A 13,157-nucleotide genomic window follows, 5' to 3' on the forward strand; every position below is an offset into this window, starting at 1 on the left:
TGTCCGGCAGGTGCGCGAGCAGGATCGTGTCCGTGCGCTGCCCGTCCGCATCTCCCACGTGCAGGCCGGCCGCCGTCTCCGGATCCAGCCCTTCCCGACTGTCCGAGCCCACGACCAACCAGTTCGTGCCCGCGGCCGCCTCCGGTCGGCCCGGGTAGTCCGGGAAGGCATCGATCCGGCGGACCGACGAGTCGACGTGGAACCAGAGCCAGCCGGCGAAAACCACCGGCAGCACCACCACGGCCACCAGCAGCGGAATGATCAGGCGCTTCCAGCTCCGCCGCGGCGCCACCGGCCCCCGCCGCGCCGAGCTGATCACCGGTCGCTGCTGCGCGTTCCAGTCGCGCCGGATCTGATTGGTCTTCATATTTGAGGAGACGTTCCGGTCAGCCGGAGGTTGTTCGCGACGCCGGAAAAGGACGGCGCCTTCGTGTCGCACCCGGGGCATGAGTTCCGATCACGATTGAACCGCCTACCTTTCGACCAGATCACGCACACCACCGGCCACTCCGCGCCGATGACCCGAGACATCCCATCCCGATGCCCTGAGACGCCTTGTGCTTGTTCCCCGCCGTCGAGTCCGATGCGGGTCTCGATCAACCATGCCTGAAACGCCTCGACGTGATCGGGGGCGACCTCGGAAGGATGTCGTCGTGCCTAAGCCTTAATGACATCCGGAGGTGGTGGCCTCGGCTTGGGTACGCGGGAGGCCTGCCCAAACCTTGGGACCTGATCCCTCGGGATGGATCGTCCTTCTTGACCGGGTGAGAGTTTCTGGTCGTCCGCATGGTGAACAGACAACGGCAAGGGCCATACCCCAGCGAGACGGCTCTGGGCCTCTATGCGCACTGGACCGCAATGCGCGCACCGCCACTTCGGGCCGCCCTCCGTGACACGACCGATCTCTCGAGTGGTCGAGATTCTCCCGCCACCTGGGCCGCGGTCGCGATCCGTGCCCTAGCCGACGCGATCTCGACGGGCTGCCTTGTGACTCGGGCACAGTCCGGCCAACTCGTTCCGGGCCACGCCGCGCGCCGGGTTGAGCTGGGTTCGTTTGCTGGCCGCGCGCTCGGGTACTCCTTTGCCGAAGCCATGAGGAGGGAGCGCTGGGTTTGGTAGATCGCGTCGCTGGCCCGCTCATCTGGATACTCGTCCATGTCGTGCAGGGCGTGCTGCTCATCGTGCTGGGAGCCGTGGGACTGATCGCACTGACGGTACCGCCAGAGGATCAGCAGGTCGTGCTGTTCGAACTCAACCCCGCGCATGCCCTTCTCCTGCTCGTCACCGGCGTGCTCGCGGTCGTCTCGGCGTGGACGTTGCGAACGATCCGGTGGTTCGCCGCCGCCGAACTCGCCGTGTTTCTCGTCCTCTTCCTCTACGGCACCGCGCAGAGCACGGCGAACGAGTCGAGCACGATCTTCTCCCTCGACCCACCGGAGAACTTCCTGCACGCCGCGCTCGCTCTGCTGGGCTTCATCGTCCTCTGCGGAGCTTACGTGGTGCCGAGGTCGGCGAGCCGGAGGCGACTGATCACCACGATGCACCGCCCTGGGGCTCACGAGGCCGGGAGTGGTGACGACCAGACGTCGCGGTAGAGCTGATCAGCTATCGGTGAACGAGCGGGTACACGCCGTCGGCGTCGTGAACGCCCCTGCCCATGTGCGGCGGGCCGTTTGTTGGGGCTCGCCGCCGGGAACCTGAATGCAGAGCATGAAGACGCCCTCCGATATGGCCAGTTGGGTTGTGAGTGATCGTGTCAGCCCAGTACCAGGAGTTCACTGACGGCGTGATGCGGCGCGCCAATATTCCGACGACGCAAGAGGCGCGCGAGTCGAGCACCTATGCGCTCGAGGCTTTGGCACAGCACCTCGACGGCCTGGACCGAGAACAAGTGGCCTCGGTGCTGCCGCCCACGCTCCGCGACGCCGTCGCCGGGGAGAGCTCCAGCCCCGAGGGCAGTGCAGCCCCGGGACTCGTGCTGGAGATGTCGCGCCGAGCGTCCTGCCCACCCGAGAGGGCGCGGTACCTGATGGAAGCCGTCCTGTCCGAGATCGTCGCTGCCGACCCGGCCTTGGGCGACTCGCTACGCCACCGCTTGCCGCAGGAGTTCGCCCCACTGCTCACCGGGCCCGGCCAAGGACCACCACCGGGCTTGAACGCCGCGGCTGGCGAGAACAAACCACGCCCGCTCGACGCGGACGAGCTCGAGCGGGCCTTGGGCCAGTTGGAGAACTGGCGCGGCTCCACAGCTGGTATCGCTCGCGAGGTTTCCTTGCCGCAAGAACGGCAGCGGCCGTTGCTCGCGAGGGTGCGCGCAGCCGAAGAAGAGTTGTCGCACCACGTGAACGTGACGCACCCAGGCGCCGATCTCGTGCAGTTCGAGGTGCGCACACGTTCCCTGGGAAGCGTCACCGAACTCGACATGCGACTGGCCGCGCGAATCGATGAGGCGATCCGAGCTGTCGGTTCAGGCGGGTGAACGAATAACAACTTCTGCCAAGGGGGATGCGCGTGCGGTCCTTGGACATCTACCTCAACGACCACTACGCAGGTGCGGTCGCGGGCGTGGAATTGGCTCGACGACGAACGAGCGGGGCGTCGAGCGACGAAGAAGCCGGACTCCTACGGGAACTCGTGAAAGCGATCGACGAGGACCGCCGTTCGTTGCGGGAGATCATGGCATCCCTCGGTGTGGATGTCTCCTTGTACAAGGCATGGGCCGCCTGGATCGGCGAACGGCTGACCAGGCTGAAGCCCAACGGGTCGGTCGTGTCCGTCTCGCCGCTGACGAAGCTCATCGAGCTGGAGTCCCTGCGCCTCGCCGTCGAGGGCAAGGCCAGCGGGTGGCGTTCGCTGCTGGTCGTGGCACGAGACGACAGCAGGCTCGATTCCGCAGCCATCGAGCGGCTGCACGAACGCGCCCAGGACCAGCTCGAATTGCTCGAAGGCCTGCGAATGCACCACGCGGCGGAGGTGCTGGCCGGCGCGAACCCCCGCTCTGGCACGGACAGCACCGATACTGAACCGTGAATCCGCAGCAGGACGTTCGCTTCACGCTGAAGTGCGGGCCATCGGTGATCTTATCAACGAAACAACATCGACCTCTATCCGGAGACCTCGGTGGGAAACGTCTCGGTCCGAGGCGAGCCAGAGCCCGATACCGCAACGCCTCCCCCATCTCAACCGTGCCACCTGGATGAACCTGCTCGATAAAGCGGTCCCGCACTGGTCGGCTCTAGATCCCCCATCGGCCCGCAGACGGACGGGCGTTTCACTGCCACAGTGCACGGATACTCGCTAGGTGACCAGGTTTCACGCCTACCACCTGGCCGTCTTGGCCGGGTGTCGAAAGGGAGTGCGGTCATGCCGAAACCCGGAAGCCACCAGTACGACATCGCGCGCGCCCGGCGCCGCAAGGAGCACAGCAACGAAGGCATGTCGGACGAGAACGCCGACCGGGCCACCCAACGCGAACTCCAGCGCGACAACCCTCCGCGACGGCCGGCGGATGATCGCGCCGAAGGCCCGCTGGGCGAGCGCCCGTCGGACAAGCCCGGCGGAAAAGGATACGAGCGAGACCGGGAAGGAGGCGGAATACAGCTCCGCAGCAGCTCCTTCAACGACCACGACATGCTCCCGCGGTGGTGCAGCAAGGACGGCGAGAACATCGCCCCGACGCTGGAGTGGGACGGCGCTCCCGACAATGCCGTCGAGCTCGCCGTCGTGTGCGCGGATCCGGACGCCCCGAACGGCACCTTCCTGCACTGGCTGGTTTCGTCACTGCCACCCTCGGTGGACCGCATCGACGACGGCGAAGCCCCCGCGGGCGCGGTAGAAGCGCGCAACGACTTCAGCGAGTACGGCTGGTCCGGTCCGATGCCACCGGTCGGCGACCCCGCTCACCGGTACTTCTTCCACGTCTTCGCCAGCAACCGGCCGCTGAACCTCGATCCCGACTCCGGTCTGGACGAGCTGAACCGCGCATTGGCCGATTGCGAAGTGGCGCGCGGAACCATCGTCGGGCTGTATCAGCGCTAATCTGACCCGCCACATTGATCCAGATCGGCAGTGACCGTGGCGGCAACCCGGTGTGCAAGTCGATGGATCCCCAGCCGCGCGTGTGCGCCTCGGGACGCAACCAACACGTCATGCTCACAGCCAGGACCAGCCGCTGTCGGCCGACCGGGGCAGTCTGAGCAGACGCCGAGCCACTACACCACATTCGTGACCGCGACCAGTAGGACTACGTCCAGCAACGCGATGACTAGGGCGAGCCGGAACGCCATGGGGCTGTGCGGGGACCGTACCGCGAACATGGCTGCCATGACGGCCAATGCGATCCCGGCCGACGCGGAGGTGACCGCGTAAGCAGTCGGCATGGCGTGCGGTGCGATGCCGAGGACGACCGATGCAGCGGCCAATGCCACGGCCATGACGACCCCGCTGACCCGGGCGCCCAGCCGATGCGGGAGCCCGCGCACACCGGTCTGCGCATCCGCCCGCAAATCGGGAAGCACATTCGCACAGTGCGCACCGAAACCCAGCAGTGCGCTGACGACCGGAACCCACCACGGTGGCCAGGGCTGCCCAGGAAGCGCGGCGTACGGTGCGACGGGCAGCGCTCCGAACGCGAGCAGATAGGTCGTGCCGGACCAGATCGTCGCTTTCAGCCCGAGGTTGTACGCCCACGCCGCCGCGATCCCGATCAGCAAAGCCGCACCGGGACGAGTTCCGAGCAACAACGACAACACGATCGTGGCCGTCAGTGCCACCGCAGCAGCGAGCCCCACCGCCGGGACCGAGACAGTCCCTGCCGCGACCGGCTTGTCCTCTCGCCCGACCGCGCGATCTCGTGCGGCATCGACCCAGTCGTTGGACCACCCGACCGACAACTGACCGGTCAGCACTGCTGCACCGAGCAGCACCACCTGCCCGAAGCGGACTCCCACACCAGCCGCGAAAACCACGACCAGAGAGGTCACCACGATCCCCGGAACCGGGTGACAGGCACCGATGAGACCTCGCGACCACTCCCGCCAACGCTGCCTGGTCGTTGCGGAACGTCCCGCTGCCGAACAGGTCATCTGGCGAGTGTAGGCGGAAGTCGTACCGTGGAAACGGTGACCACCATCTCGGCCGTGCGCGGGGTGCTTCCGCCTCATCGATACCCACAGGCGCAGCTGACCGATTTGTTCGGCCGGTTGTGCCTCCCAGACCGGTCCGCCCGCGCTGTGGCGAATCGAATTCACACCAGCACGGGGGTAGCCACCCGCCACTTGGCTCTGCCCATCGAGCAGTACGACGAGCTGGATGGATTCACCGCAGCGAACGACGCGTACCTGTCAGCCGCGGTGGACCTCGGCTGCCAGGCCGCACTCGGCGCTCTCAAGAGCGCTGGGCTCAGCGCCACAGACGTGGACCTCGTGCTGTCGACGACGGTTACGGGCATCGCGGTCCCCTCCCTCGACGCGCGCATCGCGGGACGCATCAACATGCGCCCGGACGTCAAAAGAGTGCCAGTAGTGGGGCTCGGCTGCCTCGCAGGTGCGGCGGGCATCGCACGGTTGCACGACTTCCTGCGTGGCTGGCCGAACTCGGTGGCGATGCTGGTGTCGGTCGAGCTGTGCTCCCTCACGATCCAGCGCCAGGATTGCAGCCCTGCCAACGTGATCGCGGCGGGATTGTTCGGCGACGGTGCGGCCGCAGTCATCGCAGTGGGAGCCGAACACGTGGCCGCGTCGACGGGGCCACGTGTCGTGGACTCCGTGAGCCACCTCTACGAGAACACAGAGCGTGCCATGGGGTGGGACGTCACCGACTCGGGTTTGAAGGTGGTGCTGGGAGCGGAAGTACCCGATCTCGTGCGCACGCATCTTGCGCAGGACGTCGAACAGCTGCTGTCCCCGCACGGGCTCGACGTCGACGACATCGCACGCTGGATATGCCATCCCGGCGGACCGAAAGTGATCGAGGCCGTGCAGTCGGTGTTGGGACTGGACGAGGACGACCTGGCGATGACGTGGCGCTCCCTGCACCGGATCGGCAACGTGTCATCCTCCTCGGTGCTGCACGTGCTCGCCGACACCCTCGCTGACCGACCCGCGTCATCGGGAGAGTGGGGCGTGATGATGGCGATGGGACCGGGTTTCTGCGCAGAACTGGTGCTCCTGCAGTGGTGACCCAAGCCTGGTACGCGGTCTTGGTGGGGCTGGTCGCAGCAGAGCGGCTGGCCGAATTGGTGATCGCACAGCGCAATCTCGCGTGGAGCCTGGCCCGTGGTGGATGGGAAGCAGGATCTGCGCACTACCCCTTCATGGTGGGGCTGCACACCGCGCTCCTGGTCGGCTGCGTGACCGAGGTGTGGGTGGCTGACCGAGCCTTTCCGGGCGTGCTGGGCTGGACGATGCTCGCGTTGGTCGTCGCGTCACAAGCACTGCGGTGGTGGTGCATCCGCGTTCTCGGCCACCAGTGGAACACCCGCATCGTGCGGGTCCCCGGCCTTCCTCCGGTCACCGCTGGCCCCTACCGCGTTGTGGCCCACCCGAACTACGTCGCGGTCGTCGTCGAAGGCTTCGCGCTACCGCTCGTGCACGGAGCTTGGCTGACCGCTGCCATTTTCACCGCGTTGAACACGCCGCTGCTCACGGTGCGAATCCGTGCCGAGGACGAAGCGTTGAGGTCGGCACGTGCTTGAGCACCGTCACGATGTCGTGGTCGCCGGTGGCGGCCCCACTGGCCTCGCAGTCGCGCTGGGATGTGCGCAAGCCGGCTTGGACGTGGTGGTGTGCGAAAAGCGCCCCGGGGTGATCGACAAGGCCTGCGGCGAAGGCTTGATGCCTGGCGCCGTCCGCGCGCTCGGCGCGCTCGGGATCGACCCGCCTGGCCACCCGATTAACGGCATCACCTATCGACAGGGCTCGACGGTCGCCCGCGCCGCTTTCCGCACCGGCCCCGGCAGAGGGGTGCGACGCACAGCACTGCACAACGCGCTGCGGTCCGCGGTAGAGCGGCACGGCGTACCCATCCTAACGACCACGATCACCCACGTTTCTCAGCGCAGTGACCACGTCCGCGCAGACGAACTGCGAGCGCGCTACCTCGTCGCGGCCGACGGGTTGCATTCCACGGTCCGCGAACTCGCCGGTCTCACCAAGGTCACCACCGCACGCTCGGCGCACGTCCCGCGCTGGGGCTTGCGCCGCCACTACGCCCTCGCTCCGTCCACCGACACGGTCGAGGTCACGTGGGCGGCGCACTCCGAGGCGTACGTGACACCGGTAGGGCCACACACCATCGGGGTCGCGATCCTCTCCTCCGTCCGTGGAGGGTTCACCCAGCAACTCGCCGCCTTCCCCGACTTGGCGGCACGAATCGCGGACGCGGAGCCGCTCACATCCGTCCGCGGTGCCGGCCCGTTCCGCCAGCAGACGTCGAGCCGCGTAGCGGGGCGAATCCTGCTCGTGGGGGACGCAGCCGGCTACGTGGACGCCCTCACCGGAGAAGGTCTTGCGGTGTCACTGGCCACCGCAGCAGAGCTCGTCCGCTGCATCCGAATGAACCGGCCCACCGACTACGAACGCGCCTGGAAGAGGGCCTCACGGCGATCACGATGGCTGACCGAGGGCCTTCTGTGGGCCCGGCGGCAACCGTCACTCGCCCGACACATCGTGCCGACCGCCGCCAGGACTCCGTGGCTATTCGCATCCGCTATTGACCAGCTCGCACGGTGACGAGCACACGCCGACCGGTGCGGGCGAGCGCGAGGCCGCGATCGTACTGCTTGACGAGCACACGCCGACCGGTGCGGGCGAGCGCGAGGCCGCGATCGTACTGCTTGACGAGCACACGCCGACCGGTGCGGGCGAGCGCGAGGCCGCGATCGTACTGCTGTTGATGGTTGATCCTGTCAACCCAACCTGTACAGGCAAGGGGAAACCAACGACCTCCCCGGTTGACCGTGCCGAAACCACACATCCGCAGTAGATCAAGACTGCCGGTCCGCTTGTCACGCGCGGATGGGTACGTCGCGAGAGCTCAGCCTCCGGAGCCGTGCATAGCGCTCCGGCCCGAGACCAAGCCGTGCGCGCCCATCCTCCAGTTCCTGAGTTTCCGATTCCGCTCGCTGCCTCACGAAGTGAACGAGTTTAGGCAAACTGGCGAGGGGCACTCTGGGGGCGTGATAGAAACCCCGCCTTGAAGGTAGGTGAGCAGTTGTGGCGAGCGTGTCCAGCGGCGCTCAGAGCATGCCCGCTTTTGGTGGGCAGGGCGCTGCGCGAACCGCGAGTGCCGTAGTTGCCGCGTTGTTCTTGGTCGTGGGAGTGCTCGGCTTCATCCCAGGCGTGACCTCCGGGTACGAGACGATGACTTTCTGGGGCCACCATTCGAATGCAATGCTGCTCGGTGTCTTCCAGGTATCAGCTCTGCACAACATCGTCCACTTGGCATTCGGTGTCGTAGGTGCGGTGATGTCGGCCAGAGCCGGGCTGGCACGCGCCTTCCTGGCAGTTGGCGGGTTCATTTACCTGGCCTTGTGGGTCTACGGGCTCCTGGTCCATCAGGACAGCGCCGCCAATTTCGTGCCGGTCAACGATGCTGATAACTGGCTGCACCTCGTCCTAGGCGTCGCCATGATCCTGCTGGGCGCCCTGCTCGGCGCCAGAACTTCGGCGAATCAGCAGGCCCGGTGAAGCAAGTACCGGTCGTACCACCAATTCCGGACGATCTCCGCCCCGCTCTTCGCGCAGCGTGGAACACTTGCTCGGTCGTGATGGCCAGCGGGTTACGTACCCGGACTGACGCTGACGGCGTCGTGAAGGCAACGCTGCACACCTTGCCCAGTTGTATGCCAGGCGACCCGGTCGCGGCGCTGGAGGCGGATTTGCCGTCAGAGCTCGCCAAACACCCAGCCTCAGGAAGGACCGAAAGAACTCTCTTCCTCCCGAAACATCACTGTTCGACAGCCTCTTCCACAGTCAGGTGCATCATACGAACGACACGGACCCGCCCCGCGCCCTCATCATGGGTGGCTTCTGGATCATCGCGTCCGATCGGGGCGCCCTACGAAGGCAGAGGGCGCGCCAAACCTCGTGTCAACGCCTTGTGCATAGAGAACGCTCGGTATGTCGGAAGGTTCCGGAACTCCGACTTGGGCGAGCAGACCGTGGTCTTCGAAGTCAAGCAGACGGGCACTGTGCAGCGGCCACGGCTGGTGTGCAATCGGAACATGAATCGTCCAGCCGTACCACCGTGTATGCAGGCGCCACCGCGCTGTCACGAAATGATCGAACCACATGGGTTTAAGCTGACGACCCGGCTGGACCCGAAGACTCATGCCCACTCGGGACGGCCCAGATCTGTACCGCTCACAGCGATAGGCAATGTCCGGGCCCGTACCGGCATGGTTCACGGTTGCCAATCGATACGGCAGTCGGCCACCGATTCTCGCCGCCAGCACGAACGGAGCATGGGAGGCTTCCATCGTCAGGAAGACCAAACTGCGTCGTCCCCTGCCGTCGACGCAATAGGTGCGAACGTTGAGCTCGACGATGTGCCGCAGACGCGGCAATACGGGCACAGCCATGGCGTGCATCCAGGTTATCCGGATCCCGACGATCCCGATCCAGGCTTGGCCGTCGATCACATCTGGCATTGTGTGGGCTGGCAGCAGGTTGCTGACGTCCTCGGGTGCACACGGCCAGTGGAGGAAGACGACGTCGCGCCAGCCTTGCATCAGCAAAGGAAAGCCCACGCTGTGCGGCGGACGTGCCGTCACCGGTTCGATGCCAGCCATGATCGCCGATCCGGCTGATCAACTGTACGTTTAAGCTGCAGAGCGCGCGTTCTCCTCACGGAAACCCCCAGTTCGACGTGAGCACCTCATTCACCCCATCCCGCGGCCAGCCGCAACCGCAGATGTGCCTCGTTGCCGTGGCCAACCAACGTCGGATACAAATTGCTCGCCGGCTTTGTCGGTCGCGTCAACGTGCTCATGGGCCACTCCTAGCACCCAGGCCGTCATGCCAACCAGCGACTTCCCACCGGGGCCGGGGCCGAAACCAGAGCCCACGCCTGCCCAGGAAGTTCTTCCGCCGAAGTTCCATTGGGCCCGCTCGCCTCCAGCAACAGTGTCCTGCGAGGATTCTCGCTTGTCGCAGCTCGGCGGCGAGCTCGGGCCGATGAGTTACCAGTGCAGTGGGCGTAGAAGAGGACGGCGTCGCTCGGCGCTCGCGTTAGCCCCTGTCTCGGATTCCGCGCTCGCAGAAACAGTGCTCAGCATGGGGGTTGCCGTCTCCGCAGCTCTCCCTGCATCGGTCGGACCGCACAGATCGGAGGTAGCCTACGACTGGGGAAGCTGAATCGCGACCGCGGGAGTGACTGTGACCGTTCGTCCGCGCGCCGTTGCTTTCGACGTGCTCGAAACCCTTCTGAACCTGGATCCACTTCGCGAACGCCTGGAGAAGATCGGCCAGCCTGCGCAACTGTTGCACCCGTGGTTCATGCGGTTCCAGCGCGACTCCATGGCTCTGGCCCTCAGCGGGGATTTCCAGACGTTCGAGTCGGTGGCACGGCAGGCATTGCGCACCGACACCGGTCACACGGCCACCGAAGAAGACATCGACTACGTTCTTGACGGGTTCCGCCGAATGCCCACGCACGTGGATGCCGAACCCGCGCTGCGCCTGCTATCAGAAGCCGGGTTGCGGGTCGGCTGCCTAACCGTCGGCAGCGCCCAGAACACGGCACGGTTCCTGGAACAAGCAGGACTTGCTCGTCACGTGGACCACGTGATCACTGCGGAGCAAGCCGGAACCTGGAAACCCGCCCCGTCCATCTACCGCGTGGCAGCCCACGAGCTCGGAACATCACCGAGCAAGATGGCGCTGGTCGCAGTGCACGCCTGGGACTGCCACGGAGCCAAACGTGCCGGCTGTCTCGCTGGATGGTGTGAACGACTGGAAGGTCGATACGGCGACGTCTTCACCGCGCCCGACGTGAGCGGAACCGATCTCGTCCAGGTTGCTGAACGACTTCTGCAGCTCTCTCCCAGCTGAGTCGACCGTGGTCGACGGGCCTCAGCATTTGCTCGCCGACCTATGAGCGAGACGTCCACCCTGTCCGCGGCCGTTCAGCAGGTTCTGGACCCACGTGGTGAGGCGAAAATGGCGTAGGTGACCGCGGCCAGGCCGTGAGCACCGCGCACATCCCCGAACTCCTGCGCGATCAGCATGGAGTCAGGAAGCCGCCGACCTGCTGGAGCTGCTGCGCCCACATCAGGCGGTCCCGATCCACCACGACGATTACGGGCTCTTCACATCGCCGCTGTCGGCGTTCCAGGTCGAGATCGCCCGACGCGGAATCCCCGGCGTGGAGTGCGTGATTCCAGGCCGGCCCCTCGTCATTCCGCTGCCCGCCCACAAGACCGGCTGACACCGAAGACGATGGATCCAGCGTGTCCCTCCAGAATGGACAGGTTTCTCACGGTGGGACCGACGACGGTCCTGGTGAGTGCTTCTACCACCTCAGCCACCACGGCGGCGACCCGCCTCTCAGTTCGGAGGTGGCCCCACATCAGCGTGACGCCCCGGAACTCGCTGCGCGTGGCGCTGCCCAGGTCCCGGGCCTCTCCGATCAGCAAGTCGGTCCGCCACGAACCCCGTCGTCACCGCGTACACCGATTTGTGAATCAGATCGACGGCGAGCTCATCACGCGGCCACGTCCACGGCGGGGCACCGATTCCAGTCGCGTTCTCCAATGTCTGATCATTCGTCAAACGCACGACCGCGAACATGACGGACGCGAACGGCCCCCTCAAACCAGCGTGAGCCATCGCTCCACGGAGGGCGCCGAGGAACACCCCCTGCCCGACGTGCATGAGGAGATTCATCCCTGCCGGTTCCCGTGCCATCCCCAAGAGCGCTGCCATCGTCGCACCGGGCACGTGGGAGTCCGGGCGGCCGGTGAGCCGCTGTTCGAGCTTCTCGCTGATCGTCATCGCAGTGACACCGACGGCGCCCGCCACGAGACCGTGGACAACGCCCTGTCGAAAGACCTCCTTCGAGGTCTGCAGAGGGCCTGGCCGACGTCGCCTTGCTTTTCTCGTACTCACGCTCGAAATCCAATCCAGAGGCTCCAACACTCCACCCCTGCAGTGCCGCACAACTGCACAAGAACCGCAATCGCAATCGCTGCAGCTCGCGCACCAGGCCGCGGTATTCATCGTGGTCCTGGGTGAAGAAGTCACGCTGCACCGTCGTCCTCGTGTTCACTCAATGCTGGCTGGGTTTGGATCGACGACTCGCGTACAGCACCAGTCACCGGCGGCCTGTGGTGAGCCGATCTCATTCGTCGATCACGAGGATGGTGTCGCTGTCGCTCTGGCGCTGTCGAAGGTCTCCGCGGTGCTCATACAGCTCCTGTCCGACATCACGGGTGCAGAACGTACTTGCCCACGGCACGGCATTCACCGAAGAGCTGCAGCACCCTGCCAGCGTCTGCCAGCGGGGCGGTCGAGGGCTTCCCCGGGCACAACTCCCCACGACCGACCTTGTCCAGGACCTCAGCGAGCAGCTCGACGTTACCTCGCGCCCCGGCCGCCTCCCGCGACCAATCGCCCCAGTCGACGCCGACGATCGAGCGGTTGCGCAGCAACACGATGTTGACCGGCAACCTCGGGATGTCGCCCGAGGTCCATCGCGGCCGCGGCGATGTCGGCGGTGACCCCGGCCGGCACCGGGACAACGACCTCCGCCGGCACCGTCGCATGTGAGGCGTACCCGCCGAAACCGGTCAGCACCGTCGCCACCACAGTGCCGATGCACGGGCTCTCAACACCCTCACCCACCGCGACCACGCGGCCCACCACGCAACTTCCCGGCGTGAACGGCAGCTGCGGCCGGACCTGATAGGCACCGCGGACGATGAGCCCGTCCACGAAGCTGACACCCACTGCGGCCAGCTCGACGAGCACCTCGCCCGGCCCCGGCTGCGGTGTCGGCTCCTCCAACACCTGCAGTGCCAGCGGATCCCCGAACTCCGAACACAGGATTCGGCGAGCATCCCGGCATCGAACCCGTCGAACCCGGTGTCCTCGACCAGGGCCATGCCGACCGCGCGGTCCTTGTCGTCATCGGCCGCGACAGGCAGTGCGACACGGTCC

13 protein-coding genes and 1 pseudogene are annotated in these 13,157 nt (G+C 66.1%); 10 read left to right on the top strand and 4 right to left on the bottom strand.

Translation table 11 applies throughout. The features are described from left to right. Positions 1-367 (bottom strand): annotated as a pseudogene (locus tag E1181_RS25400) (hypothetical protein); the annotation flags it as partial. Between the two features lie 745 nt (positions 368-1,112). On the opposite strand from E1181_RS25400, the gene E1181_RS25405 reads away from it, so the two are divergent. The 4 genes from E1181_RS25405 to E1181_RS32295 all read left to right on the top strand — a co-directional run bounded on the left by E1181_RS25405 (position 1,113) and on the right by E1181_RS32295 (position 4,038). Further along, the gene (locus tag E1181_RS25405) at positions 1,113-1,595 is read left to right on the top strand and encodes a DUF4383 domain-containing protein (RefSeq protein WP_165944748.1); all 483 of its coding nucleotides are present in this window, start codon (positions 1,113-1,115) and stop codon (positions 1,593-1,595) included. Between the two features lie 158 nt (positions 1,596-1,753). Further along, positions 1,754-2,479 (top strand): DUF2267 domain-containing protein, encoded by a 726-nt coding sequence (locus E1181_RS25410; RefSeq protein ID WP_132678518.1) that lies wholly within the window; start codon positions 1,754-1,756, stop codon positions 2,477-2,479. Positions 2,480-2,511: 32 nt separating this feature from the next. Then, positions 2,512-3,030: a hypothetical protein gene (locus E1181_RS25415; RefSeq protein ID WP_207922310.1), complete on the top strand. Its 519-nt coding sequence runs from the start codon at positions 2,512-2,514 to the stop codon at positions 3,028-3,030. Between the two features lie 333 nt (positions 3,031-3,363). Continuing rightward, positions 3,364-4,038, top strand: coding sequence for a YbhB/YbcL family Raf kinase inhibitor-like protein (locus E1181_RS32295; RefSeq protein WP_235877033.1), 675 nt, complete (start codon positions 3,364-3,366; stop codon positions 4,036-4,038). Positions 4,039-4,211: 173 nt separating this feature from the next. Here the strand turns inward: E1181_RS32295 and E1181_RS25425 are convergent, their stop codons facing one another. Then, positions 4,212-4,982 (bottom strand): UbiA family prenyltransferase, encoded by a 771-nt coding sequence (locus E1181_RS25425; protein WP_235877034.1) that lies wholly within the window; start codon positions 4,980-4,982, stop codon positions 4,212-4,214. 138 nt (positions 4,983-5,120) lie between these two features. On the opposite strand from E1181_RS25425, the gene E1181_RS25430 reads away from it, so the two are divergent. From E1181_RS25430 to E1181_RS25450, 5 genes are all read left to right on the top strand, one after another. Next, positions 5,121-6,179, top strand: coding sequence for a type III polyketide synthase (locus E1181_RS25430; protein WP_132678523.1), 1,059 nt, complete (start codon positions 5,121-5,123; stop codon positions 6,177-6,179). After that, on the top strand, positions 6,173-6,694 hold the full coding sequence (locus tag E1181_RS25435) for an isoprenylcysteine carboxyl methyltransferase family protein (protein ID WP_235877035.1): 522 nt from the start codon (positions 6,173-6,175) through the stop codon (positions 6,692-6,694). Before E1181_RS25430 ends, E1181_RS25435 begins: the two co-directional genes overlap by 7 nt. Positions 6,695-6,710: 16 nt before the next feature. After that, positions 6,711-7,730 carry an NAD(P)/FAD-dependent oxidoreductase gene (locus E1181_RS25440; RefSeq protein WP_235877039.1) on the top strand — a complete coding sequence of 340 codons (1,020 nt, stop codon included), beginning with the start codon at positions 6,711-6,713 and terminating at the stop codon, positions 7,728-7,730. Further along, positions 7,711-7,983, top strand: coding sequence for a hypothetical protein (locus E1181_RS25445; protein ID WP_132678527.1), 273 nt, complete (start codon positions 7,711-7,713; stop codon positions 7,981-7,983). Before E1181_RS25440 ends, E1181_RS25445 begins: the two co-directional genes overlap by 20 nt. A 260-nt stretch (positions 7,984-8,243) precedes the next feature. Continuing rightward, positions 8,244-8,687, top strand: a complete 444-nt coding sequence (locus E1181_RS25450; RefSeq protein WP_132678558.1) for a DUF4383 domain-containing protein — start codon at positions 8,244-8,246, stop codon at positions 8,685-8,687. 347 nt (positions 8,688-9,034) lie between these two features. Here the strand turns inward: E1181_RS25450 and E1181_RS25455 are convergent, their stop codons facing one another. Further along, a complete protein-coding gene (locus E1181_RS25455; RefSeq protein ID WP_132678528.1) occupies positions 9,035-9,790 on the bottom strand; it encodes a YqjF family protein in 756 nt (251 codons plus the stop codon). Positions 9,791-10,376: 586 nt separating this feature from the next. On the opposite strand from E1181_RS25455, the gene E1181_RS25460 reads away from it, so the two are divergent. Then, entirely contained in the window at positions 10,377-11,051 is a 675-nt protein-coding gene (locus tag E1181_RS25460; protein WP_132678530.1) for a haloacid dehalogenase type II, read from the top strand. A gap of 1,524 nt (positions 11,052-12,575) precedes the next feature. Here E1181_RS25460 and E1181_RS31845 read toward each other — a convergent pair. Beyond that, positions 12,576-12,968: an alcohol dehydrogenase catalytic domain-containing protein gene (locus E1181_RS31845; protein ID WP_207922311.1), complete on the bottom strand. Its 393-nt coding sequence runs from the start codon at positions 12,966-12,968 to the stop codon at positions 12,576-12,578. Positions 12,969-13,157 lie beyond the last annotated feature (189 nt).

Source organism: Saccharopolyspora terrae (assembly GCF_004348435.1).
Taxonomy (GTDB): Bacteria; Actinomycetota; Actinomycetes; order Mycobacteriales; family Pseudonocardiaceae; genus Saccharopolyspora; species Saccharopolyspora endophytica.

Coding starts and splice junctions, on each gene's coding strand:
- E1181_RS32295 (WP_235877033.1), top strand. CDS start 3,364: ATGCCGAAACCCGGAAGCCACCAGTACGACATCGCGCGCGCCCGGCGC.
- E1181_RS25450 (WP_132678558.1), top strand. CDS start 8,244: ATGCCCGCTTTTGGTGGGCAGGGCGCTGCGCGAACCGCGAGTGCCGTA.
- E1181_RS25455 (WP_132678528.1), bottom strand. CDS start 9,790: ATGGCTGGCATCGAACCGGTGACGGCACGTCCGCCGCACAGCGTGGGC.